This window comes from Oceanicaulis sp. MMSF_3324 (genome assembly GCF_030733545.1).
Lineage (GTDB): Bacteria > Pseudomonadota > Alphaproteobacteria > Caulobacterales > Maricaulaceae > Oceanicaulis.
In genome coordinates this window covers 189,382-211,155 of the sequence record NZ_JASHIU010000003.1, presented here as the reverse complement: position 1 = coordinate 211,155, position 21,774 = coordinate 189,382, and the positions used below count along the sequence as shown (strand labels likewise).

Genomic DNA, 21,774 nt, shown 5'->3' with positions numbered 1-21,774 from the left:
GTTCCACAGGACCGGACATGTTCAACAAGATCCTCATCGCCAACCGCGGCGAAATTGCTGTGCGCGTCATCAAGACCTGCAAGCGGTTGGGCATTCCCACCGTGGCGGTCTATTCCGAAGCGGATGCAGACACGCTGGCGGTGGAAATGGCCGATGAGGCGGTGTTCATCGGCCCGCCTGCGCCGGGCGAATCCTATCTGCAGATGGACAAGATCATCCAGGCCTGTGTGGATACGGGCGCGGATGCGGTTCACCCCGGTTTCGGCTTCCTGTCTGAAAACGCCGCCTTCCCCAAGGCGCTGGCGGAAAAGAACATCGCCTGGATCGGGCCCAACCCGCACGCCATCTCGGCCATGGGCGACAAGCTGGAATCCAAGAAGCTGGCGGCTGAAGCCGGCGTCAGCACCGTTCCGGGCTTCAAGGGCGAGATCGAGGATGACCAGCAGGCGGTCGAGGTCGCCAATGACATCGGGTATCCGGTGATGATCAAGGCCTCCGCGGGCGGCGGCGGCAAGGGCATGCGCATTGCGCGCTCTGATGAAGAAGTCCGCGAGGGCTTCAAGGCGGCGCGCAACGAAGCCAAATCCTCCTTTGGCGATGATCGCATCCTGATCGAGAAATTCGTCGAGAAGCCGCGCCATATCGAAATCCAGGTGCTGGGCGACAAGCACGGCCATGTGGTCCATCTCAACGAGCGCGAATGCTCGGTTCAGCGCCGGAACCAGAAGGTGCTGGAAGAGGCGCCGTCCCCGTTCCTGGACGAGGCGACCCGCCAGAAGATGGGCGAGCAGGCCGTCGCGCTGGCCAAGGCGGTGGATTATGACAGCGCCGGCACGGTCGAATTCATCGTCGACCCGGATCGCAATTTCTACTTCCTGGAAATGAATACCCGCCTGCAGGTGGAGCACCCGGTCACCGAGCTGACCCACGATATCGACCTTGTGGAGCAGATGATCCGTGTGGCGTCCGGCCAGGAGCTGGGCTTCAAGCAATCCGACATGACCATCAAGGGCTGGGCCGTGGAAGCGCGCCTTTATGCCGAAGACCCGTATCGCGGCTTCCTGCCCTCGATTGGCCGTCTGAAGCATTATTCCGAGCCGCTGGAAGGCCCGATCGGCAATGGCGCGTTGCGCATTGATTCCGGCGTGCGCGAAGGCGACGAGATTTCCATGTTCTATGACCCGATGATCGCCAAGGTGATCGGGTATGGCGACAACCGCGAAGCGGCGATCGACGCCCTGGCTGAAACCCTGGACCGGCTGCATGTGGACGGGCTGCAGTCCAACGCCCCCTTCCTGTCGGCGGTGCTGGACGAACCCGATTTCAAGGCGGGCCGCATCCATACCGGCTATATCGACGAGCATTTCCCCGAAGGCTTCCATGGCACCGCGCCGACCGAGTTCCAGCTCAAGGTGATGGCCGCCGCCGCCGCCTTCATGCACACGGTGTTCGTCGAGCGCGCCGCGCGCGTGTCCGGTCGCATTGCCCCGTTGCCCGAAGAGGGCGAGGCGCATGAATGGGTGGTGATCTTTGACAATCAGAGCTTCCCGGTGGAGCTGCGCATCCCCGAAGGCGCCATGGATCTGGATGAGGCCGGCGCAGAGCTGTGGGCGCCGGGCCTGATCGCCGAGCCTGTGGTTCTGACGACCAGCTGGAAGCCAGGCGAGCACATGTTTGAAGGCACGCTCGACGGGCAGGATTTCTCACTCTTCGTGGCGGATCGCACCGAAGGCTACAAGCTGCGCCATCGCGGTTATCAGGCGGATGCGCTGGTTTGCACCCCGCGCATCGCCGAGCTGCATGCTCGCTTGCCGGAAAAAGAGCCAGTGGACACCGCCAAGCTGATCACCAGCCCGATGCCCGGCCTTGTGGTCTCCATCGCCGTCGAGGCCGGCCAGGAGGTCAAGGCCGGTGAGGCGCTGATGGTGGTTGAAGCCATGAAGATGGAAAACGTGCTGCGGGCCGAGCTCGATGGCGTCATCAAGTCCGTCAATTGCGAAGCGGGCGCGTCGGTCGCCGCAGACGAGCTTCTCATCGAGTTCGAATAGTCGGACAGCTCAACAGACACAAAAAAGGCTGCGCTCGTCTGAGCGCAGCCTTTTTCTTTGGCCGGTGCGGCAGGGTCTAGAACCAGCCCTTTTTCTGGACCTCATAGGTCTCGGTGAAGGCGTCGTCATCCTTGGTCAGGTAGATGATGCCTTCGATCAGGGCGATGAGGCCGATGATCAGGGTCGGGATGCCGAACAGGATCCAGCCGAACAGCCAGACCAGCAGCATGATGATGCCCGGACCGGCGAAGCCCAGATAGAACTTGTGGATGCCGAGGCCGCCGAGGAAAATCGCCAGAAGGCCGGCGACGATCTTGTTCTTGTTGCCCGCAGCGGGAACGCTGAGCGGGAAGATGTTGATCGCTTCGCCGCCCGCTTCGCTGACTTCGAAATCGACTTCGACGCCGATCTTGATTTTCGTCACATCTCCGCGGAATTCGGTGCCCTTGAAGGTATAGCGGGTCCCGTCATTGCCGCTGATCAGGCCGGAGCCGGAGGCGGGATTGTATTCGAGAATGGCGCCTTTCATGGCCTGCCCCTTCATAGTGTGCTGCGCTGCAAGCATTTGAGCGCGTGACTGGAATCAAAAAACCTTGTCCCCAGCAAAGCCCGCTTGGGACGTGAAAGCAAGGTATCGCCCTGACGCCATGAAGCGCGAGTTAACACCTAAACGATCGAGCTGCGCCTGAGCTTACCTAGACTTCATTTGACGCACTGCCGCACAAAAGGGCAGGCTGTAAGATCAATTCTGGGAGCCTTGAATGAATCTCGGTCACATCCTCTTCAGTCCCCATGGACGCATCGGCCAGAACGAATACTGGTTGGGCATGCTTATTGTGGTGCTGGCCAATCTGTTCCTGACCCCGGTGCCCTTCATTGGCGGGCTCGTCTTTCTCGGCCTGTTGTATGTGGGGGCGGTGGTGCCGGCCAAGCGTCTGCACGATGCCGGAAAGACCGGCTGGATCCATCTGATTCCCTGGGCGATTTCACTGTCCTTGCTCGGCTTTGGCGTGGTCGCCGCCGGTGGGGCCGCCATCGCGCCCTTCCTGGATGTCGTCGGCAAGCCGGGCGGTTGGGAAGCGCTGGAATCGGGAGATCTGTCGCCCCAGGCCACGGCGCAGCTGGTGAGCGGCGGCGTCATCGCGGCTGGCGGCCTGTTGCTCTTCTGGTCGCTCTCGGCGCTGACCTGGCTGGTCTATACGATCTGGGTGGGCGTTCTGTCGGCGGACCCGGATGACAACGCTTATGGCCCGGCGCCGAAATCGGCCCGTTACACGCAGGCGGCGACACGGTCCGCAGGCGCGCCCCCTGCGGAAGGCTAGGCGTTTTCGCCCGGTTCGCCATTGCCCTTGATCGCGGATCAAGAGAGGATGGTGATCGGTTACCCGCCCCGGCGGGAATAATGAAACGCACCAGACTCATTCTGATACTGAGGGGACCCCATGAGCCTTGTAGCCTCCATGATGTCTGCAAACGGCCGGATGGCGCCGGCGGACTTCCAGAAAGCCGGCCTTGTGCTGGTTGCGATCGCTTTTGTCATCGGACTGACGCCGCTGTTCCTACCGGTCGTTGCCGCAGGGGCCCTGTCCCTGATCGTCAGCCTGGCGTTGATCTATCCATGGGTCTGCATCTGGTCCAAACGCCTGCACGATGCCGGTAAGTCCGGCTGGCTTTTTCTTGTGGCGCTGGTGGTCTGGTTCGTCCTGCTGATGATCGTCAACCAGATCGTCACGGTGATGTTCGGCGGCGAATCCGCCCGGATGATGGCCGCCGCCATGGAGACGGGTAATCCCGACGCCATCATGCAAGCCAGCGAAGCCTCGTCTCAAGCCACGGCGCTGCCCAGCGCGATTCTGAGCGCGCTTGTGTCCATCGGCATGATTTTCGGCGCCAACGCCGTGCTCAAGCAGGACCCGGAAGAGAACCGCTATGGTCCGGTTCCGGGCGCCGAGGGCGCGCCGGAGGCCATGCCCGCCGAATCCCCGGTCGAGACGCCGGAAGATCCCGATCAGCAGTGATTGAATCCGCCCTGCAGCGCAGGGCGGGCTTGCCATGGACGCGCGCTCCGTTTCATACCGGGGCGCGCGTTTGTCTATGAGGAACCAGCGTGACCCAGCCCAGCTTTGATCTGAAGACGGCCTTCATGCCGGTTTTCCGCTCCACCGAGGACGAATTCTGGATCGGCCTGGGCGTGATCGCGGCGCTGGATGCGGTCCGGATCAGCTTTTCGCCGGCGGCGGGCTTGCTGTCCTGGCTGGTGATCGCCTTCTTTGTCAGCACGGTGTTCATCAACCGCTACCGAACGTTGGGCAAACCCGCGTTCCTGGCCCTGGGCGTGCTGGCAGGGGCCACGGTGGTGAAGATGCTCACGGGGCTGTTCGCGATGGCGATCCGCGCCTATCCGCAGTTTGTCGCGTTTCTGGAAGATCAGGGCGTGAATATGAATGACCCGGCGGCGGTCCAGGCAGCCGCGAGCGATCCCGTCATCCAGCAGGCCTATCAGAACCGTCTCAGCTCGGACCCTGAATTCGCCATGGCCATCCTGCAATCAGGCGCCTGGCCCTCCGTTTGGGGCTTCTGGCTGGTGCTGGCCGCAGTGGGCTATTGGACGGCCCGTCGCTAGGCGCGGCTAGACGGGCGGGTCTTCGCGATGGGTGGCGCCGAACACGCCTTCAAACGCCTGCTTGAGCGCCAGGTCGGCATCATCCAGCGTCACGGGCAGTCCCAGGTCCACAAGGCTGGTCACGCCATAGCGCGGGTCAGAGATGCCGCAGGGCGTGATGCCGCCAAAGTGTGACAGGTCCGGCTCCACATTCAGCGCAATGCCGTGAAACGACACCCAGCGGCGCAGGCGGATGCCGATGGCGGCGATCTTGTCCTCGCGCTCGGGTCCGCCGGGTTGGGTGCGATCGACCCAGACGCCCACGCGTCCGCAACGGCGCTCGCCGGTGACATTGAAGCTGTCGAGCGTATCGATGATCCATTGCTCGAGATCGCGCACGAATTTGCGTGCATCCCGGCCGCGCTCGCGCAGGTCCAACATCACATAGGCCACGCGTTGCCCGGGGCCGTGATAGGTGTACTCACCCCCGCGGCCTGTCGCATGAACCGGGAATCGTTCAGGATCCTGCAGGTCTTCGGGCTTGGCGCTGGTGCCGGCGGTGTAGAGCGGATCATGCTCGAGCAGCCAGATCAGCTCCCCAGCCTCGCCACGGGCGATAGCTTCGGCGCGCGCTTCCATGGCCGCCACGGCGTCGGGGTAGGGGATGCGGGTCTCGGAGACCGCCCAGCCGATCGTGTCCGTCATGTTTTGCACGCCTTTAACTGTCGAGAAACCGTAGCGGAACATCGTGAGCCAATACGCGCATGGCAAGGGTCATGCGCCCTACAGCAACAGTGATGCACACTCCATGAGCCAACTCGGCGCCGTTCAGGTTGAAATTTCCGTGCTTCTGGGCCGGTCCAAGCTGCCTATTCACCAGTTCCTGCGCATGGGGCGGGGCGCGGTGATTCCGCTGGACGCCGCTGAGCATGATGAAGTGTGGATTCTGGCCAATAATCACCCGATCGCGCGTGGCGAGATCATCATTCAGGGTGATCGCGTGGCGGTCTCGATCACTGATGCAGCCGACGTTCACGACTATTTTGCTGCATAAGCCCAGCACATGGGGGCTTCACAAGCGGGTCGGGGGTTGGTACATGCCCGCTTCCCAATTCGCGGCCGTGGCGGAATTGGTAGACGCGCAGCGTTGAGGTCGCTGTGGGGTAACTCCCGTGGAAGTTCGAGTCTTCTCGGCCGCACCATATTTCTCGCTCCCCGAGGGCGATGACAGACAAGCCTGACGCAACGCGTCAGGCTTTTTTGTTTTTTCGCATCAACCGCATTCGCTGTCTCGATTTCGTCGCGCCTCACGCCTATCGTATTGTCTGCACCCTGTTTCCCCCTCAGACAGACGCGAGGCGCCATGACGCAACCGGTTGAAGAGCTGCACCGTGATGAAGTGACCGCCGGCATGGACCTGCCCGAGGGCGTGCTTGTGGAGTTGATCGGCGCGATCGCCGATGAAGACCCTGTACTCATCCGGCAGCTGCTTGAACCCTTGCACCCGGCCGATGTCGCCGACCTGATCGAGCAGTTGAGCTGGGATCAGCAGCGTCATCTGGCGGAGCTTGATTCGTCGGTGTTCACCGGCGAGGTGCTGGCCGAGATCGGCTATGACACCCGAGCGGGGATTTTTGAGCTGCTCGAGCCCCAGCAGATCGTCGAAGCGCTCGAGGAACTGGATTCCGACGACAAGACCATGGTCGTCGAGGAGCTTGAGCCTGAAGTGCGTGAAGCGGTTCTGGCGGCGGTGTCCGCGGAAGACCGCGAACATCTCGAAGCCTCGCTCTCCTTTGAAGAGGAGACCGCCGGCCGCCTGATGCAACGCGAGTTCGTCGCTGCGCCGTCCTTCTGGACCGTGGGGCACACGATCGACCATATGCGTCTGGCGGGCGAAGAGCTGCCGGATCTGTTCTTCGAGGTCTTCATCGTGGATGAAGGCTTCCGTCCTATTGGCGCCGTGCCGGTGAGCCGCCTGATGCGGTCCCAGCGTCAGACCCCGCTGTCGGAGTTGATGGAGTCGGCGAAGATCACAATCCGGCCCGAGGATGATCAGGAAGACGCCGCCTATCTGTTTGAGAAATACCACCTGATCTCGGCGCCGGTCGTGGACGATTCCGGGCGGCTGAAGGGCATGCTGACCGTCGACGATATCGTCGACGTCATCCAGGAAGAGAACAAGGAAGACCTGCTGGCGCTCGCCGGGGTGAACGAGGCGGGCCTTGCCGACACGGTCTGGGAATCGGTGAAATCGCGCGCGCCCTGGCTGCTGGTCAATCTGGGCACCGCGGTTCTGGCCTCGCTCGTCATCGCCCTGTTTGACCAGGCCATCGCCCAATTGGTGGCGCTTGCGGTGCTGATGCCGATCGTCGCATCCATGGGCGGTAACGCCGGCACCCAATCGCTGGCCGTCGCCGTGCGCGCGCTCGCCACGCGCGACCTGACCGGCGCGAACTCGTTACGCTTTGTCTGGCGTGAAGCCGCGGCGGGGCTCGTGAACGGACTCATCTTTGCGGTCGTCATGGGGGTGATCGCCGCAGTCTGGTTCCAGGAACCGCAGCTGGGCTACGTCATCGCGATCGCCATGGTGATCAATCTTGCTATCGCCGGTTTGGCCGGGGTGCTGGTGCCTCTGGGGCTCAAGCATTTCGGCGCTGACCCGGCTGTCGCCTCGTCCGTTTTCGTGACCACCGTGACCGATGTGGTGGGATTTGTCGTGTTTTTGGGCCTGGGCGCCCTTGTTCTGCTTTAATCTGTCGCAACGTATAAGGCGATTGAGTTCCTGACGGAGGCCCTGACATGAAAAAGACCGCTTTGGCGATCCTCATCGCGCTGGCCGGGCTGTCGCCTCTGGCCGCGCAAGAGCCCGTGTCAGAGAGCCCGATCTTTGACAGCGGCCTGCGCCTGTCCGGGCCGTGGAGCCTGGGGCCGCGGCTGGATCAGGCGCGCGCGGGCCTGTCCGCCACCGTCCTGGATGGCCGGGTCTATGCGGCCGGCGGGGCCGGGCTCGCCAATCCGCGCGACGCCCTGGAAGTCTATGACCCCGAAGTGGGGGTCTGGCGCGTCCTCAAACCGCTGCCGGTCGGGCTGGAGCGCTTCGGCATGGCCGTGCTGGAAGACCGGATCTGGGTGGCGGGCGGCTATTCATCGGATGGCGGCGCCGAGCCCATCGACAGCGTCTGGTCCTATGACCCGCTCACCGATGCCTGGAGCGGCGAGACCGCACTGCCGGGGCCGAAGGCGAGCCTTTCGCTCGTGGCGCTGAATGATCAGCTTTACGCTCTGGGCGGGGAGGACGGCGCGCCGGGCCTGTTCGTCTACGCGCCCGATACGCAAAGCTGGAGCGCTCTGGAAGCGCCCGTCGAGATCAATCGCCGTGGCGCGGCTGCGGTGGCGGTGGGAGAAGAGCTCTGGCTGATTGGCGGCGCCCAAAACGGGCAGGCCACCCCTCGGGTCGATGTTTACCATACAGTGTCCCAAAGCTGGCGCCGGGCGCCGGATCTGCCCGAGCCGCGTGCGGGTCACGCCGCTGCGGTGCTGGACGGGCACATCCATGTCTTTGGCGGACGGAGCGCGGACATGCGGCGCACGCTCGCCTCTCATGTCGTTCTGGATGCGGACGCCGAGGTCTGGCGCAGCCTGCCTGACATGCCCGCGCCCCGCACAGAATCAGGCGTTGTGACGCTTGATGACGGCATTTGGTTAATTGGCGGCGGATCCGGCGCAGGCTTCTTCGCACCCTTTACGGCCTTGGACGCGGTGGACATTTTCTCGCCGTCATAGCCCGGACGGTCCTGAGTTTGCATCGCGGTTCTTAACCTAAGACCCAACCGTTTCGAAACGGGACAGCGATGACACCGCGTTTGAAATCGACCCGCGCCGCGCGCGACCTGATCAAGGCTCACGAGCCTTTCCTGGCAACGGCCGAACGGCGTGGCAAACGCTGGGTGGTGGGCTATGGCCACACCGCTGCTGCGAAGGAAGGCGTGGCGCTCAAGCCCGAAGACGCAGAACTCCTGCTGATCTACGACGTGATGCGGGCCGAGCAGACGCTGGACGCCAGCGTCGGCGCCGAGATGGCCGCGCCCATGCGCGACGCCCTGGTCTCGTTCGCCCTGTCGGTTGGCCTGCGAGCGTTCAAGGTGTCTGACGTGGCGCGTCTGGCGCGCGATGGTCGTCACCGCGAAGCGGCCGCCGCCATCGAGACCTGGGTTCGCGCTGAACAGGACGGACGCCTGGTGGTGTCTGATCGTCTGGTGTCGCGCCGGGCGGCTGAAAAAGCGCTCTATCTGATTGGGCTTGAAGACAGCGCCGCCGTCATTGATACGCCGGCAACACCGGTGAAGGCCGCGCCTGAACCCGTTACTGAGCCTGAAACGGCAAGCGAGCCTGCGCCTGTCGCCGTTGAGGCGGAGGTCGAGACGGCTGTTGTTGAGGAGCCCCAGGCCGAAGCCGAGGGTGAGCCGGTCGCGGCTGACGAGGGCCCTTCGGAACCGGAGGCTGATACGCCCGCACTGGTCGAGCTTGATATCGCCTTCGAGCTGCCTGACGAGGACGACGCTGCGCTTCCGGTCGAGCGGCTGGCTCTGGAGGAAATCGAGCCTGCCGCCGAGCCGGTTGAGGCGCCCGAGCCGAGCGCGGACGCTATCTCCACGGATGCAGAGGGTGGTGCCGACACTGTTGCAGAGGCTGACGACGCTGCTGAGGGCCCTGAAGACGCTGTTGAAGCGGCGACGGAAGCCGATGACGAAGACGCCGCAGAGCCGAGTGCAGAGTCGGCCCAGGTCGAAGTGACGCCTGAAGAACCGACGGCCCTGGCTGCGACGGACGAGGAAGACGACACCAAATCCGAAGCGGTCAAGGCGGCCCAGGACGCGGCGATTACCGAAGTCATGGCCCGCATGGCCAAGCAGGTGTCCGCCAGCATCGCCGCCGCGCCGGTCGAGACCGCTGAAGAGACGACCCAGCTGGGCTACAGCTTCCTGTCGACCGCTCATGTGGGCCTGGAATCGCCGCGCGCCTCCAATCCGGTTGACGACGCGCCCGAACCTCAAGTTCGTCCGAACCCGGCTTCATCAAGCCTGTTCAGCGCGCCGTCAGTGCCGTTGAGCCCGCTGCAGAGCGCTCTTCAGGTGTCGAGCATCAAGGTGACGCCGATTGCGCCTGAATCTCTGCCGCAGGCCGCTTCGGCTGATACCGAAGTGAGCGGGCGTCCGGCCGAGCTCGCTGACAAGGACAATGCGCTTTCCGTCGAGGTGTCCGAGGACGCCGAAGAGGGTACGGACGCGGCCATCACCGAAGACGCCAAGCCTTCAGGCCTTCAGGTGTTCTCCGCGCCGCCGCATCCGGCGCTGGCGCCGGCGTCCGCGCCGGGCCTGTCCGGGGATATCGAGGGCCCGGATCATCCGGACAAGGATGTGGACGAGCCGCATTCGGATATTCATGAGGATATCGAGGTGCTCGACCCGGCTGTGGTGACGGGCGGTGAAACCGCGGGTCTGGACGATCCCGAGCCGTCACAACGCCGGGGCGGGGATATCATGTTCATTTCCTCGCTGGCTCTGGGCGGCGTCATGGTCGGCCTGGGCGGCTGGGATATCGCGGCGAACATGGACGCCTATATGGAGCTGGGGCTGGCCTACTCGCCGCTTGGGCCCACGGTGTTCGGCGCCGGCGTGCTCCTGAGCGCGGCTTCGGCCTGGTTCATCATTGGTCGCCGCAACGAGAAGTAGCGGGCAGGACTGTTTTTGGCGAGATTTGTGCGAACTTGACGCGCCCGACGCGCGTGGTATCTGGCCGTCTATGATTTCGAACCAGTATCCCTCGCTCGAGTTCCCGCTCGGCGACACCGCGGACATGCTGCGCGATACCGTGCAGTCGTTCGCGTCCGATCATATCGCTCCGCGCGCCGCCGAGATCGACGCGAAGGACGAGTTCCCTGCAGATCTCTGGACCAAGATGGGTGAACTGGGCCTTCTGGGCCTGACCGTCGAGGAAGAGTATGGCGGTTCCGGGCTGGGCTATGTGGAACACTGCATCGCCATGGAAGAGATCTCCCGCGCCAGCGCCTCGGTAGGCCTGAGCTATGGCGCGCACTCCAATCTGTGCGTCAACCAGATCCGTCTGAACGGGACCGAAGAGCAGAAGCGCAAATACCTGCCCAAGCTGATCTCCGGCGAGCATGTGGGCGCGCTGGCCATGTCCGAACCCGGCGCGGGTTCCGATGTCGTGTCCATGCGTCTGAAAGCCGTGAAAAAGGGCGATCACTACGTCCTCAACGGCAACAAGATGTGGATCACCAATGGTCCGAGCGCGGACACCCTGGTGGTCTACGCCAAGACCGATCCCGAAGCGGGTTCCAAAGGCATCACCGCCTTCCTGATCGAGAAGGGGATGAAGGGCTTCTCCATCGCCCAGAAGCTCGACAAGCTGGGCATGCGCGGTTCTGAAACCGGCGAGCTGGTCTTTGAAGACTGTGAAGTGCCCGAAGAGAATGTGCTCGGCCAGGTCGGCGGCGGCGTTCGTGTGCTGATGAGCGGGCTCGATTATGAGCGCGCCGTGCTGGCGTCCGGTCCGGTCGGCATCATGCAGGCCGCCATGGATGTGGTGATGCCGTACGTGCACGAGCGCAAGCAGTTCGGCCAGCCGATCGGCGAGTTCCAACTGATCCAGGGCAAGATCGCCGACATGTACACCCGCATGAACGCGTCTCGCGCCTATGTATACGCCGTGGCGCAAGCCTGTGATGCGGGCAAGACCACGCGCCAGGACGCAGCCGGCGTGATCCTGTTCGCCGCCGAGGCGGCTACCCAGTGTGCGCTGGACGCCATCCAGATCCTGGGCGGCAATGGCTATATCAATGAGTACCCGACGGGCCGCCTGCTCCGTGACGCCAAGCTCTACGAGATCGGCGCCGGCACCAGCGAGGTTCGCCGCATGCTGATTGGCCGCGAGCTGTTCAACGCGACGCGCTAAGCGACCCGGCACTTTAGTCAGAGCGGCCCGTCTGATCCCTCAGGCGGGCCGTTCCTGTTTTGGGGCATAGGGGCGGCTGTTGAAGCCTGCCAGACGCTGTGAGGCGTTTTGAGTCCATGATGCAACGAAACGGTCGGCGATGCGTTGTTAGGGTGTCGAAGCAACGACGTTCCCCCGGACTTGAAAGGCCCGCGCTCCGGCGCGGGCCTTTTTTCTTTGCAATGAGAGAAACCTGATGGCCGACACCCAAAGCTCCCCGCCCGCCCGGTATGACGATCTCAAGGCGCTCTTTATCAACTGCACGCTCAAACGGTCCCCCGAAGCGTCACACACCGATGATCTGATGGATGTGTGTCGTACGATCATGACAGGGCAGGGCGTCAGCGTTGAGACGGTTCGTCTTGTGGATCACCAGATCGCCTTCGGCGTCCAGCCGGATATGACTGAACAGGGCTGGGACCGCGATGACTGGCCGAAAATCTGGAGGCAGGTGAAGGCGGCGGATATTCTGGTGATCGGCACGCCGCTCTGGCTGGGCGAGGAAAGCTCGGTCGCACGGGTTCTGATCGAACGGCTTTACGCCCAATCCGGCCAGCGACAGGAGAACGGCCAGTTTGTCTATTACGGCAAGACGGGCGGCTGCGTGATCACCGGCAATGAGGATGGGGTCAAGCATACCGCCATGACGCTGCAATACGCGCTCTCCCATATCGGCTACACCATTCCGCCCCAGGCCGATGCCGGCTGGATCGGCGAGATCGGTCCGGGATTGAGCTATGGCGATGCGGGGGAAGACGGCACGCAAGCGGGCCGGCAGAACGCCTTCACCCAGAAGAACGCGACCATTCTGAGCTGGAACCTGATGCATGCGGCCCGCCTGCTCAAGGATGCGGGCGGGTTTCCCGCCTATGGCAATCAGGATGATCACACCATGCGCAATCAGACACTGGGCCATCCTTTCTGGTCGCCTGAAGGCTGACAGTCTCCGGAGCGCTATTCGCCTGATCGGGATATGCCTTTCCGGCCATGCTCCGTGCCCTGGGAGCGGGCGAGACCGCTGTGGCGGGATTCACATTACGCAGCGAGCGCGGGCGCTGTTGGGGCGCTTCGCCCGTGAGTTGTGCGAACCTTTTAACCCTTTTGGGGTTCAATGCGTTTTCGGTGCGTAGGCTGGCGCAAAGCCCATGCACAAAGGGCCATTGCAATGGGGGTGTAAATGCTCATCGAACTGTTCTCGCTCGCGCTTGTCAGCCAGGCGGCCAAGCCGACGGCGCCGGTCAATAACGACGTTGCGATCTTGCAGAACTGCATCGATTCAACGGAAACGCCGGCTTCTTGCATCAATGAAATCAGCAGGATGTGCGAAGACGAAAGCGAGGACGGGTACACGACCCAGGGCATGATCGCTTGCGCGCGGCGCGAAGCCGCCATCTGGGACGCTCGATTGAATGCGGCTTACGGCGACTTGCGCGCAACCATGCAAGCCAATGGCCTGCAACAGCAGCGAGACGCCACCCAGCAGGTTCAGCGTGTGTGGATCCAGTTTCGGGATGCGGAATGCGACCAGCGTGCGATGGCCTATGCGGGCGGCTCCATGAGCGGCATTTCCCACGCCTATTGCATCAATCAGATCACGGCGGTGCGCGCGCTGCAGCTTGAAGACCAGCTGATGAACGCCTCGCTCTAAGAAAAACCCCGCGCCATTGGCGCGGGGTTTTTTGCATACGGCTCGGCTGAGCCTACTTGTCCCAGTCGGGCGCCCAGTCGGGATCGATCAGACGACCTTCAGAACTCCTGAGGGCGTTGATGCGGCCGGTATCCTCTTCGCTCAACGTGATTCCGGCGATCTCGAAATTGGATTTGATGTGATCATCGCTGGAGCTGCGCGGAATGGCGACCACGCTCTCCTGATCAACCAGCCAGCGCAGGACGACCTGGGCCGGGGACACATCGTGCTTTTTGGCGATGTCGGTGATGACCTCATCGTCAAACACCTTGCCCTGGGCGATCGGCGAGTAGGCCGTCATGGCCATGCCGGCCGCTCGGCAGGCGCTCAGAACGGCGTTCTGATCGAGATAGGGATGGTATTCGACCTGGTTGACCGCCAGTGGCGCGTTGGAGTGGGCGCGCGCCTCATCAACCAGGTCCACAGTGAAGTTGGAAACGCCGATATGTTTGACGCGTCCCTCATCCTTGAGCTCGTTGAGCGCTTTCATCGTCTCCTGAATCGGCACTTCCGGCACCGGCCAGTGCAGCAGCAAGAGGTCGACATAGTCGGTCTTAAGCTTGTCGAGGCTTTCAGCGACGGATTTCTGAAGGTCTCCATCGCGGAAATTGTCCCGCCAGACCTTCGTGGTCAGGAAAATCTCGTCGCGCTTGAGGCCTGATTGCTTCAGGCCGTCGCCCACTTCGGCCTCGTTGTCATAGGCCTGAGCCGTATCGATATGGCGATAGCCGGTCTTGAGCGCCGTGGTCACGCCGCGCGTTGCGTCTTCACCCTCGAGTTTCCAGGTGCCGAAGCCCAATTTCGGGATATCAGCGCCATTGGCTTGGGTCCGCTCGGTCATTGCGCGCTCCTGTTGCTTGCTTGAAACCTGACACTGGAACGCGGCAAGGGGCGATCCGGTTTCATTGCGCTGCAGCACGCAAGACGGTTAGCCGAACCGGCGCGCCAGGGCGTTCGGCATCTCCTCCATCAGGCGCTTGGCGCTGGTGTAGCCGGCCTCCACCGCTTCGTCGAAGCGCTTCCATTCGCGCATGTCGAGATCGAGCTCGGGCAGGACCAGGATGTCCGCCGCCCGGCGGGTGATCGAATGCTGTTCGAGCGTGCCCACCGTCGCGGCTCGCATCAGCAGGCTGGCGATGGGCGGCGGGTCGGACAGGCCATGGCGCGCCACCCAGCCGGTGAAGCTGGGCACATCGCGGAAATCGTCCGGATTGATCGCATTATTGCGCGTCACGTCACAGCCCACATTCACCCCGCGGTGATAGGCCTTGAGTTCCTGGATCGGGAAATTGTTGAACACGGCGCCATCCACCAGCACGTCATCCCCGTCCACAATGGGCGGCAACAGCCCGGGAATGGAGATCGAGGCGCGCAAGGCCCGTGACAGCTGTCCCGTGCGGTGAATGCGGGTCGCGCCCGTGGACAGGTTGGAGGAGACGCAGAAGAAGGGGCGGGGCAGCTCGGAAATGTCCACCTCGCCGAAATGCTCGTTCAGCCGCCGGTCCACGCGCTTGCCCTTGGTCAGGCTGACCACCGGCATCACCCAGTCGCTCAACGGGTTGGACGCCACAAACGCCCGGCGCATGCGGTCCTCAAGCTCGTCCATGTCCCAGCCCATGGCCGCGCCTGCGGCGATGATGCCGCCCATGGACGCGCCGCCATAGAAATCAAATTCCACACCGGCTTCCCGGAAAGCGCGGATCGCACCCACATGCGCATAGGCGCGCGAGCCGCCGCCGGACAGCACCAGCCCGACCGATTTGCCGGACATGGTCCGCGCCATGTGGCGCACATCGCTGGCATTGTGCTGACGCCAGTGAAAACAGCGCGCCGCATCGGCCGCGGCGATCCATTCAGACGGGTTTGCCGCCTGGCGGACGCCTTCATTGTGAACCATCACCATGTCGATCAGCTTCAGCCGGGCGGCGGGCGAAGGGTCTTCGGGCATGAGCGGAATGGAGGGGCGCGCATCAGCGCGGGCCATCATCCAGATGCGGTCCGCGCGGGCCATGGCGCGCCGCGCCCAGTTGGAATCGCCCAGCCGGGCCTGCAGGATGACGATGTCATGCTCGGCCTCGAGCTTGTCCAGGCGCGGGCCCGGCCAGTCCGAGCATTCCTCCCCGCAGGCGATCGAGGAGACTCCCATCTCCTTGAGCGCGCTTCTGAGCTTGCCGCTGCGGTATTCCAGATCAATGGTCGGGGAGGTGGAGATGAGCGCGAAGACCCGCGGTTCGGACCGGCGATAGGATTCCCCCGCCCGGATCCGCGACAGCATCATCTTGCTCAGCTCGCGCATCAGCGAGGCATGCTTGTTGGTCAGCTTGTCGAACGCCGCCTTGGGCAGTCTGACAAGCTCTGAATCACGCAGGGCGTAAACGCTGGCGGAATGGGGCCGGTCCTCGACCAGCGCCATTTCACCGATGGGTTCGCCCGCACGGATATGGCCGACCAGTTCGGGGCGCGCATCGGCCCCGCGCCGGAACGCGGCCAGGGCGCCCGAGCGGACGAGATAGAAGGAATCGGCGACCTCGCCCTCTTCGAACAGGGTCTGGCCCGCAGGCAGACAGAACCATTCCACTTCCGCCTCCACAGCACGGAGCGCGGCTTTTTCGACCCGATTGAAAAACGGCAGAATGCTCAGTCCCAGGTTCATGACCTGTCCTTTGGATGCAGCACCTCTCTTCTAGGATTGTCCCATGCGCTTGACCGGGGTCAACGCCTTGAACTCACCCTCGCGCTTTTCGCCGCGCGCCGTCATGGCCTCCATGATGTCTTCGGGGCTCCACAAGGAGGCCTGAAGCGTCATGGCGTGCTCCAGACTGTCGGACACCGTGTGGTCGCGTGCATAGAGGAAGGAGCGCTTGATGCCCGAGATCGTCAAGGGCGCCTTTTGGGCGATGGAGTGGGCGATCCGATCCACATGCGCTTTGAGCGCTTCACCATCAGGCAGTACGGCGTTGTAGAGACCCAGCCGTTCGGCGCGATCCGCGCTCAGGGTTTCGCCGGTATAGGCCAGCTCACGGGCCACGCCTTCGGGGATCAGGCCGGGCAGGCGCTGCAGCGTGCCCACATCGGCGAACATGCCGATATTGGTTTCCTCGATCCTGAGCCAGGCGTCATCGGTCCCGTAGCGCATGTCCGCGGCGCAGATCATGTCGACGCCGCCGCCCACGCACGGCCCCTGGATCGCGGCGATGACCGGGAAGCGGGCCTTTTCAAACGCGGTGAAGCTGTCTTGCAACGCCGTCGCCGCCGTCATGAAGGCTTCGCGCAGGGAGGCGGTGTCGGTCTTCAGCGCATTGGCGTCCGTAAAGACCGAAATGTCCATGCCGGCGGTGTAGACCGGGCCTTCCGCATCGAGAATCAGAACGCGGGTTTCGCCGGCGTCGGACAGGGCGTTCACCGCTTGCGGCAGCTCCGCCCAGAAGGCCGGGGTCATGGTGTTGCGCTTGTCGGGCCGGTTCAGGGTGATCCGGGCGATGGGGCCGTCCTGGCTGACCTTGAAGCTGGTGTATTCCGTCATGGTGTCTCCTCCGTGGGAGACACCATGCCGAGCCCTTAAGGCGTGAACAAGCAGTCTGGCTGCGTGTTTGTGATTATTCCTCGAGCGTGTCGAGCGGATCGACGATCCGGAAACCGGGCGCATCTTCAAAGAATTGCTCCAGAAGATGTTTGTGGCCGGCGCCATAGATCAAAAGCAGACGGTCGCCCGGTTCAGCATGGCGGGCGGCATTGGCGAAGATCGCCAGGTTGCGGGTCCACCATTCGCCCATCTCTGAAACGCCGATGGGCTCCTCGATAGTGCCCATCTGCGCCAGCGTCAGATACAGGCCATGGGCGTCATGGGCGAATTGGGAATTGGAAGCGCGGAGGCGCTCCATCACCGTGCCGCTTTCCATGTCGGCCATCAAAGTCGGGACCGCGGCGTTGAAATTGGCGAATTCGCCCTGAAGACGGTTTTGCCCAGCCTCGGCCGCCGCCGTCATCATGCCTTCAAAGTCCATGTCAGAGGCCTGATCGATGGCATAAAGCCGTTCATGGCCCAGACGGGCTGCCAGACGCATGCCCAATTGCTGGCGTTCATTAACGGTGAGGGCGCGCTCGCCAGCCAGATAGGCCTGATAGGCGGCATTGAATTCGGCTTCATGCTCTGGCGTCAGCTCGACCATGACTTTCGAGGGCGCAAAATCCGCAAGCGCGTCAAGAACGTCAGCAATCTCGGCTTGCCGTTCCGGCGACAGGTGGTCGTCCACTTCCGCATTGTGCAGATCCTGACCGCCGCCGGTGAAATGGTAGCTGCCCAGCACCATCACCTCGATGGGTGTGGCGTCGGTCTCGATCCATTCGGTCTGAACCGGCGTGGTGAGGAGTGCTGTGGCGAGTGTGAGTGCAGTAAGCAAGGTGACCTCCCAGACGTGTTTTGAGTGTTATGTCCGGATGATGCGCGCTGAGAGCAGATCGGATGCAAAGCGTTGCGCGATGGGGGCTCGGCGCGCTAAGCAGCGCATCAGTCTTGTTCACCAGACGGATATTTCGCGCCATGACCGAACTTCATACCCAACTCGATGCGTCCTCGGACAGCTTCAAGGCCAATGCCGAGGCGATGGCCAAGCTGGTCGCCGAGTTGCGGGAGAAGACTGCTGAAGCCGCCAAGGGCGGCAATGAGCGGGCGCGGGAAAAGCATCTCAAGCGCGGCAAGCTTCTGTCGCGCGACCGGGTGCAGCGCCTGCTTGATCCGGGCTCGCCGTTTCTGGAGTTGAGCGCGCTCGCCGCGAACGAGATGTATGACGGCGATGTGCATGGCGCCGGCATGATCACCGGCATTGGACGGGTGTCGGGCCGCGAATGCGTCATCGTCTGCAATGACGCCACGGTGAAGGGCGGCACCTATTATCCGATGACGGTGAAGAAGCATCTGCGTGCCCAGGAAGTGGCGCGCGAGAATTGCCTGCCTTGCATCTATCTCGTGGACTCCGGCGGTGCGAACCTGCCCCACCAGGCAGAAGTGTTTCCCGACAAGGAGCATTTCGGGCGCATCTTCTTCAATCAGGCCAATCTGTCCTCTGAAGGCATCCCCCAGATTGCGGTCGTGATGGGCAGCTGCACCGCGGGCGGCGCCTATGTGCCGGCCATGTCCGATGAAACCGTGATCGTGCGCAAGCAGGGCACGATCTTTCTGGGCGGGCCGCCGCTGGTGAAGGCGGCGACGGGCGAAGTGATCTCGGCCGAGGATCTGGGCGGCGCGGACGTTCACGCCCGCGAATCCGGCGTGGTGGACCATTACGCCGCTGATGATGATCACGCGCTGCAGATCGCCCGCCGCATTGTGGCCGGGCTCAACACCGTCAAACCCAAGCAGGTTTTCCTGGAAGAGCCGCGCGAACCGCGTCTCGACCCCAAGGAGCTGGGCGGCGTGATCCCCGTCGATACGCGTCAGCCCTTTGATGTGCGCGAGGTTATCGCGCGTCTGGTGGATGGCTCTGAATTTGACGAGTTCAAGAAGCTCTATGGCGAAACGCTGGTGACCGGCTTTGCCCGTCTGCATGGCATGCCCGTGGGCATCATCGCCAATAATGGCGTGCTGTTCTCGGAAAGCGCCCTGAAAGGCGCGCATTTCATCGAGCTGTGCTGCCAGCGCAAGATCCCGCTTCTGTTCCTGCAGAATATCACCGGATTCATGGTGGGTTCGAAATACGAGTCTGGTGGCATTGCCAAGGACGGCGCCAAGCTCGTGACCGCGGTGTCCACCGCCAAGGTGCCCAAGATCACTGTCGTGATCGGCGGCTCCTACGGCGCCGGCAATTACGGCATGTGCGGCCGCGCCTTTGGTCCGCGCTTCCTGTTCATGTGGCCGAACGCCCGCATCTCGGTGATGGGCGGTGAACAGGCCGCCAGCGTGCTCGCCACCGTCAAGCGCGACGGCATGGAAGCGCGTGGCGAAGACTGGAGCGCGGAGGCCGAGGAAAGCTTCAAGCAGCCGATCCGTGAGAAATACGAGGAAGAGGGCTCGCCCTATTACTCCACCGCCCGTATCTGGGATGACGGTGTGATCGCGCCCGAAGACACCCGCCGCGCGGTAAGCCTGGCCCTGTCAGCCGCACTGAACGCCCCGATCGAGGACACCAAGTTCGGCGTCTTCCGGATGTAGGATGGCAAAATTTGCCAATTTGTGCCATGGTGGTGTTTCAAGGAGCACGCCATGGCGACAATGAATGTCTCACTCCCCGATGCGATGAAGGCTTGGGTCGAAGACCAGTCCGGCAATGGCCGGTATAGCAATGCCAGCGATTATGTTCGGGACCTGATCCGTCGAGATCAGGACCGTCAGGCGAAGATCGCCCACATGCAAGGACTGGTCACAGAAGCGCTGGAGAGCGGGACAGGAACACTCTCCCTGACCGACATCCGCGAGGCCGCACGCGCCCGGCTTGCCTCTGCCGAGTAGGCGGCGTGGGATATAGACTGAGCCAGGCTGCGGAAAACGATCTGATCGATATCTATGCGCGAGGCTTGAGCCTGTTCGGTGATGAGCAAGCGGAGCGCTACTTTCAGACTCTTACAGGGGCCCTTGAGTTTCTCGCGGACCACCCGTTCTCGGCACGGGAACGGCTTGAGATATCACCTCCTGTCCGGTGTCATCCACACGGTCGTCACATCATCATTTATCTGGTCGAAGAGGATGAGCAGGTTTTCATCCTTAGGGTTCGTCATGTTCGTGAGGACTGGAAGGGTCCGGCGCCTTAGCGGGCTCGGTATTACACTGCGTCACATTCTGCCTAGCATAGGGTGTGGTAGGGTGAAGGGCTATCGGAGCACAGCCCATGCCCAAGCGTATCTGCCTGATCAACGGCCATCCCGATCCCTCGCCGGAGCGGTTCTGTCATGCGCTGACTGACGCCTATCAGACCGGCGCGCAGGAGGCGGGGCATATCGTGGACCGGTTTGATGTGGGCGCGATCGAGTTCGGGTTTCTCTCATCGCCTCAGGACTTCGAGACGCCGCCGCCGGCAGCGTTCGAACCCGTGCGCACCGCCATGGCGGAAGCCGATCATCTGGTACTGATCTACCCGCTCTGGCTGGGCGAAATTCCGGCCAAGACCAAGGCGTTCTTCGAGCATGCGGCCAGTGGGGAATTCTTCCTGGCCACAAGCGCGAATGGCGCCGGCTGGCCGGCGCAGCGCATGAAGGGCAAGTCTGCGCGCCTGATCCTGACCATGGGCATGCCCGGTTTCGCCTACAGGCTGTTGTTCGGGGCGCACTCGGTGAAGGCGCTGGTAGCGGGGCTGTTGAAAATCTCCGGCTTCAAGCCGGTGCGTCATACCGTGTTCGGCGGTGTCCAGGTCAGCGAGAAAGCCCGCGCGCGCATGCTGGAGAGAACGCAGGCCCTAGGACAGGCGGCGCGATAAGGGTAGAACACCCCCATACGGTTAATGGGGGACATCATGGAAGTGCTCAACGACGTGCTCGACTTCATGCGGGCGGGCTTTAACGAGATCAACGCCGTGCAGGGGCTGCTGATCGCGCTGGTCGCGGCGATTGTGCTGCCCGATCTCAAGCGCCTGCCGGTGATCGTGCTGGCCGCAACGGTCATACATCTGGCGGTCGACATCCTGATCCCGGTGATCGCCAATGGCGCTGCCTTGCGTCTGCCACCGATTCTGGAAGGCGATTACTGGCGTTACGCCGCCGTGGTGCTGGTCGGCTATCTGGTGGTGATCTCGATCTTTGCGATCATCAAGCGCTTGCTCTTCAAGCGTTAACATCAAGCCTGAAACACGCCTGCGAAAGGCGGATCGAGCCTTGTCTTCATTGTCGTTTTTTTGGCGGTGCAACAAGAGTTTTGCTTGATTTTTGTTAACTTCTTGGCACGCTCCGGGCAGTGGCGGCCTTCTGACAGGCTGGCTGGCGAGGGGATGACTATGGAATATATCGATCAAATCTGGGCTTATATCGAGCCCGTCTGGTCCTGGCTCATGGCCGGACTTCAATACTCCATGCATGGCGATGGCGGCTCCATCAACTGGATCTTCCTGGGCGTGCAGATGGGCGTGATCGGCCTTGTGATGGCGCTGCTGATGCAGGAATACGCCGCCATTCTGATCTTCACCGTTCTGGCGGCCATCGTGCACGTGATCGTGGATGTGGTGCTGCCCATGGTGCGCGACGGCGCAAGCTTCGCGATTCCGCCGGTGACCGACATGCTCTACTGGCAGTACATCGCGTTTCTGGGCGTGGCCTATCTGGTCGGCCTGACCGTGCTGTACATCATCAAGGCGATCGTGCTGCCGCGCTAGGACGCCGTCTTTCGGGGTCAGACAGGCCCGCCGTCCGTTAAGGGCGGCGGGCCTTCGTCATTTGGACGCACCGTCACGGCTTGGCCGCACGCGCGTGGCGCCGTAATCAGGAGGGGATACTGACTGCTA

At 62.8% G+C, this 21,774-nt stretch carries 23 protein-coding genes and 1 tRNA gene; 18 read left to right on the top strand and 6 right to left on the bottom strand.

Annotated elements, in window-relative coordinates; translation table 11 throughout:
- Positions 1-17: 17 nt before the first annotated feature.
- Complete coding sequence (locus RBA95_RS05450) at positions 18-2,048, top strand: acetyl/propionyl/methylcrotonyl-CoA carboxylase subunit alpha (protein ID WP_306015807.1); 2,031 nt, start codon at positions 18-20, stop codon at positions 2,046-2,048.
- A 76-nt stretch (positions 2,049-2,124) separates the two neighbouring features.
- On the opposite strand, the gene RBA95_RS05445 is transcribed toward RBA95_RS05450, so the two are convergent.
- Positions 2,125-2,577, bottom strand: a complete 453-nt coding sequence (locus RBA95_RS05445) for a TM2 domain-containing protein (RefSeq protein WP_306015806.1) — start codon at positions 2,575-2,577, stop codon at positions 2,125-2,127.
- Between the two features lie 232 nt (positions 2,578-2,809).
- Between RBA95_RS05445 and RBA95_RS05440 the strand changes: the two genes are divergently transcribed.
- The 3 genes from RBA95_RS05440 to RBA95_RS05430 all read left to right on the top strand — a co-directional run bounded on the left by RBA95_RS05440 (position 2,810) and on the right by RBA95_RS05430 (position 4,671).
- The gene (locus RBA95_RS05440; protein WP_306015805.1) at positions 2,810-3,370 is read left to right on the top strand and encodes a DUF805 domain-containing protein; all 561 of its coding nucleotides are present in this window, start codon (positions 2,810-2,812) and stop codon (positions 3,368-3,370) included.
- A 120-nt stretch (positions 3,371-3,490) separates the two neighbouring features.
- Positions 3,491-4,066 (top strand): DUF805 domain-containing protein, encoded by a 576-nt coding sequence (locus tag RBA95_RS05435; protein WP_306015804.1) that lies wholly within the window; start codon positions 3,491-3,493, stop codon positions 4,064-4,066.
- Between the two features lie 89 nt (positions 4,067-4,155).
- On the top strand, positions 4,156-4,671 hold the full coding sequence (locus tag RBA95_RS05430) for a hypothetical protein (protein WP_306015803.1): 516 nt from the start codon (positions 4,156-4,158) through the stop codon (positions 4,669-4,671).
- Between the two features lie 6 nt (positions 4,672-4,677).
- Here RBA95_RS05430 and lipB read toward each other — a convergent pair whose 3' ends face one another.
- Positions 4,678-5,355, bottom strand: coding sequence for a lipoyl(octanoyl) transferase LipB (gene lipB, locus RBA95_RS05425; protein WP_306015802.1), 678 nt, complete (start codon positions 5,353-5,355; stop codon positions 4,678-4,680).
- 103 nt (positions 5,356-5,458) lie between these two features.
- On the opposite strand from lipB, the gene RBA95_RS05420 reads away from it, so the two are divergent.
- The 8 genes from RBA95_RS05420 to RBA95_RS05385 all read left to right on the top strand — a co-directional run bounded on the left by RBA95_RS05420 (position 5,459) and on the right by RBA95_RS05385 (position 13,312).
- Positions 5,459-5,704: a FliM/FliN family flagellar motor switch protein gene (locus tag RBA95_RS05420; protein ID WP_028284815.1), complete on the top strand. Its 246-nt coding sequence runs from the start codon at positions 5,459-5,461 to the stop codon at positions 5,702-5,704.
- Between the two features lie 61 nt (positions 5,705-5,765).
- Positions 5,766-5,852 (top strand) — tRNA-Leu (locus tag RBA95_RS05415).
- A gap of 161 nt (positions 5,853-6,013) precedes the next feature.
- The gene (mgtE, locus tag RBA95_RS05410) at positions 6,014-7,402 is read left to right on the top strand and encodes a magnesium transporter (RefSeq protein ID WP_306015800.1); all 1,389 of its coding nucleotides are present in this window, start codon (positions 6,014-6,016) and stop codon (positions 7,400-7,402) included.
- Positions 7,403-7,449: 47 nt separating this feature from the next.
- Complete coding sequence (locus RBA95_RS05405) at positions 7,450-8,433, top strand: kelch repeat-containing protein (RefSeq protein ID WP_306015799.1); 984 nt, start codon at positions 7,450-7,452, stop codon at positions 8,431-8,433.
- A 68-nt stretch (positions 8,434-8,501) separates the two neighbouring features.
- Positions 8,502-10,382 (top strand): glycoside hydrolase family protein, encoded by a 1,881-nt coding sequence (locus RBA95_RS05400; RefSeq protein ID WP_306015798.1) that lies wholly within the window; start codon positions 8,502-8,504, stop codon positions 10,380-10,382.
- A 70-nt stretch (positions 10,383-10,452) separates the two neighbouring features.
- Positions 10,453-11,625, top strand: coding sequence for an isovaleryl-CoA dehydrogenase (locus RBA95_RS05395; RefSeq protein ID WP_306015797.1), 1,173 nt, complete (start codon positions 10,453-10,455; stop codon positions 11,623-11,625).
- A 235-nt stretch (positions 11,626-11,860) separates the two neighbouring features.
- The gene (locus RBA95_RS05390) at positions 11,861-12,604 is read left to right on the top strand and encodes a flavodoxin family protein (RefSeq protein WP_306015796.1); all 744 of its coding nucleotides are present in this window, start codon (positions 11,861-11,863) and stop codon (positions 12,602-12,604) included.
- A gap of 237 nt (positions 12,605-12,841) precedes the next feature.
- Positions 12,842-13,312, top strand: a complete 471-nt coding sequence (locus RBA95_RS05385; RefSeq protein ID WP_306015795.1) for a lysozyme inhibitor LprI family protein — start codon at positions 12,842-12,844, stop codon at positions 13,310-13,312.
- A gap of 52 nt (positions 13,313-13,364) precedes the next feature.
- On the opposite strand, the gene RBA95_RS05380 is transcribed toward RBA95_RS05385, so the two are convergent.
- The 4 genes from RBA95_RS05380 to RBA95_RS05365 form a co-directional block, all read right to left on the bottom strand.
- On the bottom strand, positions 13,365-14,192 hold the full coding sequence (locus tag RBA95_RS05380) for an aldo/keto reductase (protein ID WP_306015794.1): 828 nt from the start codon (positions 14,190-14,192) through the stop codon (positions 13,365-13,367).
- An 87-nt stretch (positions 14,193-14,279) separates the two neighbouring features.
- Positions 14,280-16,004, bottom strand: a complete 1,725-nt coding sequence (locus RBA95_RS05375) for a patatin-like phospholipase family protein (RefSeq protein WP_306015793.1) — start codon at positions 16,002-16,004, stop codon at positions 14,280-14,282.
- Between the two features lie 30 nt (positions 16,005-16,034).
- Positions 16,035-16,874: an enoyl-CoA hydratase-related protein gene (locus RBA95_RS05370; RefSeq protein ID WP_306015792.1), complete on the bottom strand. Its 840-nt coding sequence runs from the start codon at positions 16,872-16,874 to the stop codon at positions 16,035-16,037.
- A 73-nt stretch (positions 16,875-16,947) separates the two neighbouring features.
- A complete protein-coding gene (locus tag RBA95_RS05365; RefSeq protein ID WP_306015791.1) occupies positions 16,948-17,751 on the bottom strand; it encodes a DUF5694 domain-containing protein in 804 nt (267 codons plus the stop codon).
- Between the two features lie 140 nt (positions 17,752-17,891).
- Here RBA95_RS05365 and RBA95_RS05360 point away from each other — a divergent pair, with 140 nt between their 5' ends.
- The 6 genes from RBA95_RS05360 to RBA95_RS05340 all read left to right on the top strand — a co-directional run bounded on the left by RBA95_RS05360 (position 17,892) and on the right by RBA95_RS05340 (position 21,645).
- Complete coding sequence (locus RBA95_RS05360; RefSeq protein ID WP_306015790.1) at positions 17,892-19,499, top strand: carboxyl transferase domain-containing protein; 1,608 nt, start codon at positions 17,892-17,894, stop codon at positions 19,497-19,499.
- A gap of 51 nt (positions 19,500-19,550) precedes the next feature.
- Entirely contained in the window at positions 19,551-19,796 is a 246-nt protein-coding gene (locus RBA95_RS05355) for a type II toxin-antitoxin system ParD family antitoxin (protein WP_306015789.1), read from the top strand.
- 5 nt (positions 19,797-19,801) lie between these two features.
- A complete protein-coding gene (locus RBA95_RS14525; RefSeq protein WP_371933588.1) occupies positions 19,802-20,095 on the top strand; it encodes a type II toxin-antitoxin system RelE/ParE family toxin in 294 nt (97 codons plus the stop codon).
- A gap of 77 nt (positions 20,096-20,172) precedes the next feature.
- Entirely contained in the window at positions 20,173-20,757 is a 585-nt protein-coding gene (locus tag RBA95_RS05350) for an NAD(P)H-dependent oxidoreductase (RefSeq protein ID WP_306015788.1), read from the top strand.
- Between the two features lie 36 nt (positions 20,758-20,793).
- Positions 20,794-21,111, top strand: a complete 318-nt coding sequence (locus tag RBA95_RS05345) for a hypothetical protein (RefSeq protein ID WP_306015787.1) — start codon at positions 20,794-20,796, stop codon at positions 21,109-21,111.
- 159 nt (positions 21,112-21,270) lie between these two features.
- Positions 21,271-21,645 (top strand): hypothetical protein, encoded by a 375-nt coding sequence (locus RBA95_RS05340; protein WP_306015786.1) that lies wholly within the window; start codon positions 21,271-21,273, stop codon positions 21,643-21,645.
- Positions 21,646-21,774: the final 129 nt, after the last annotated feature.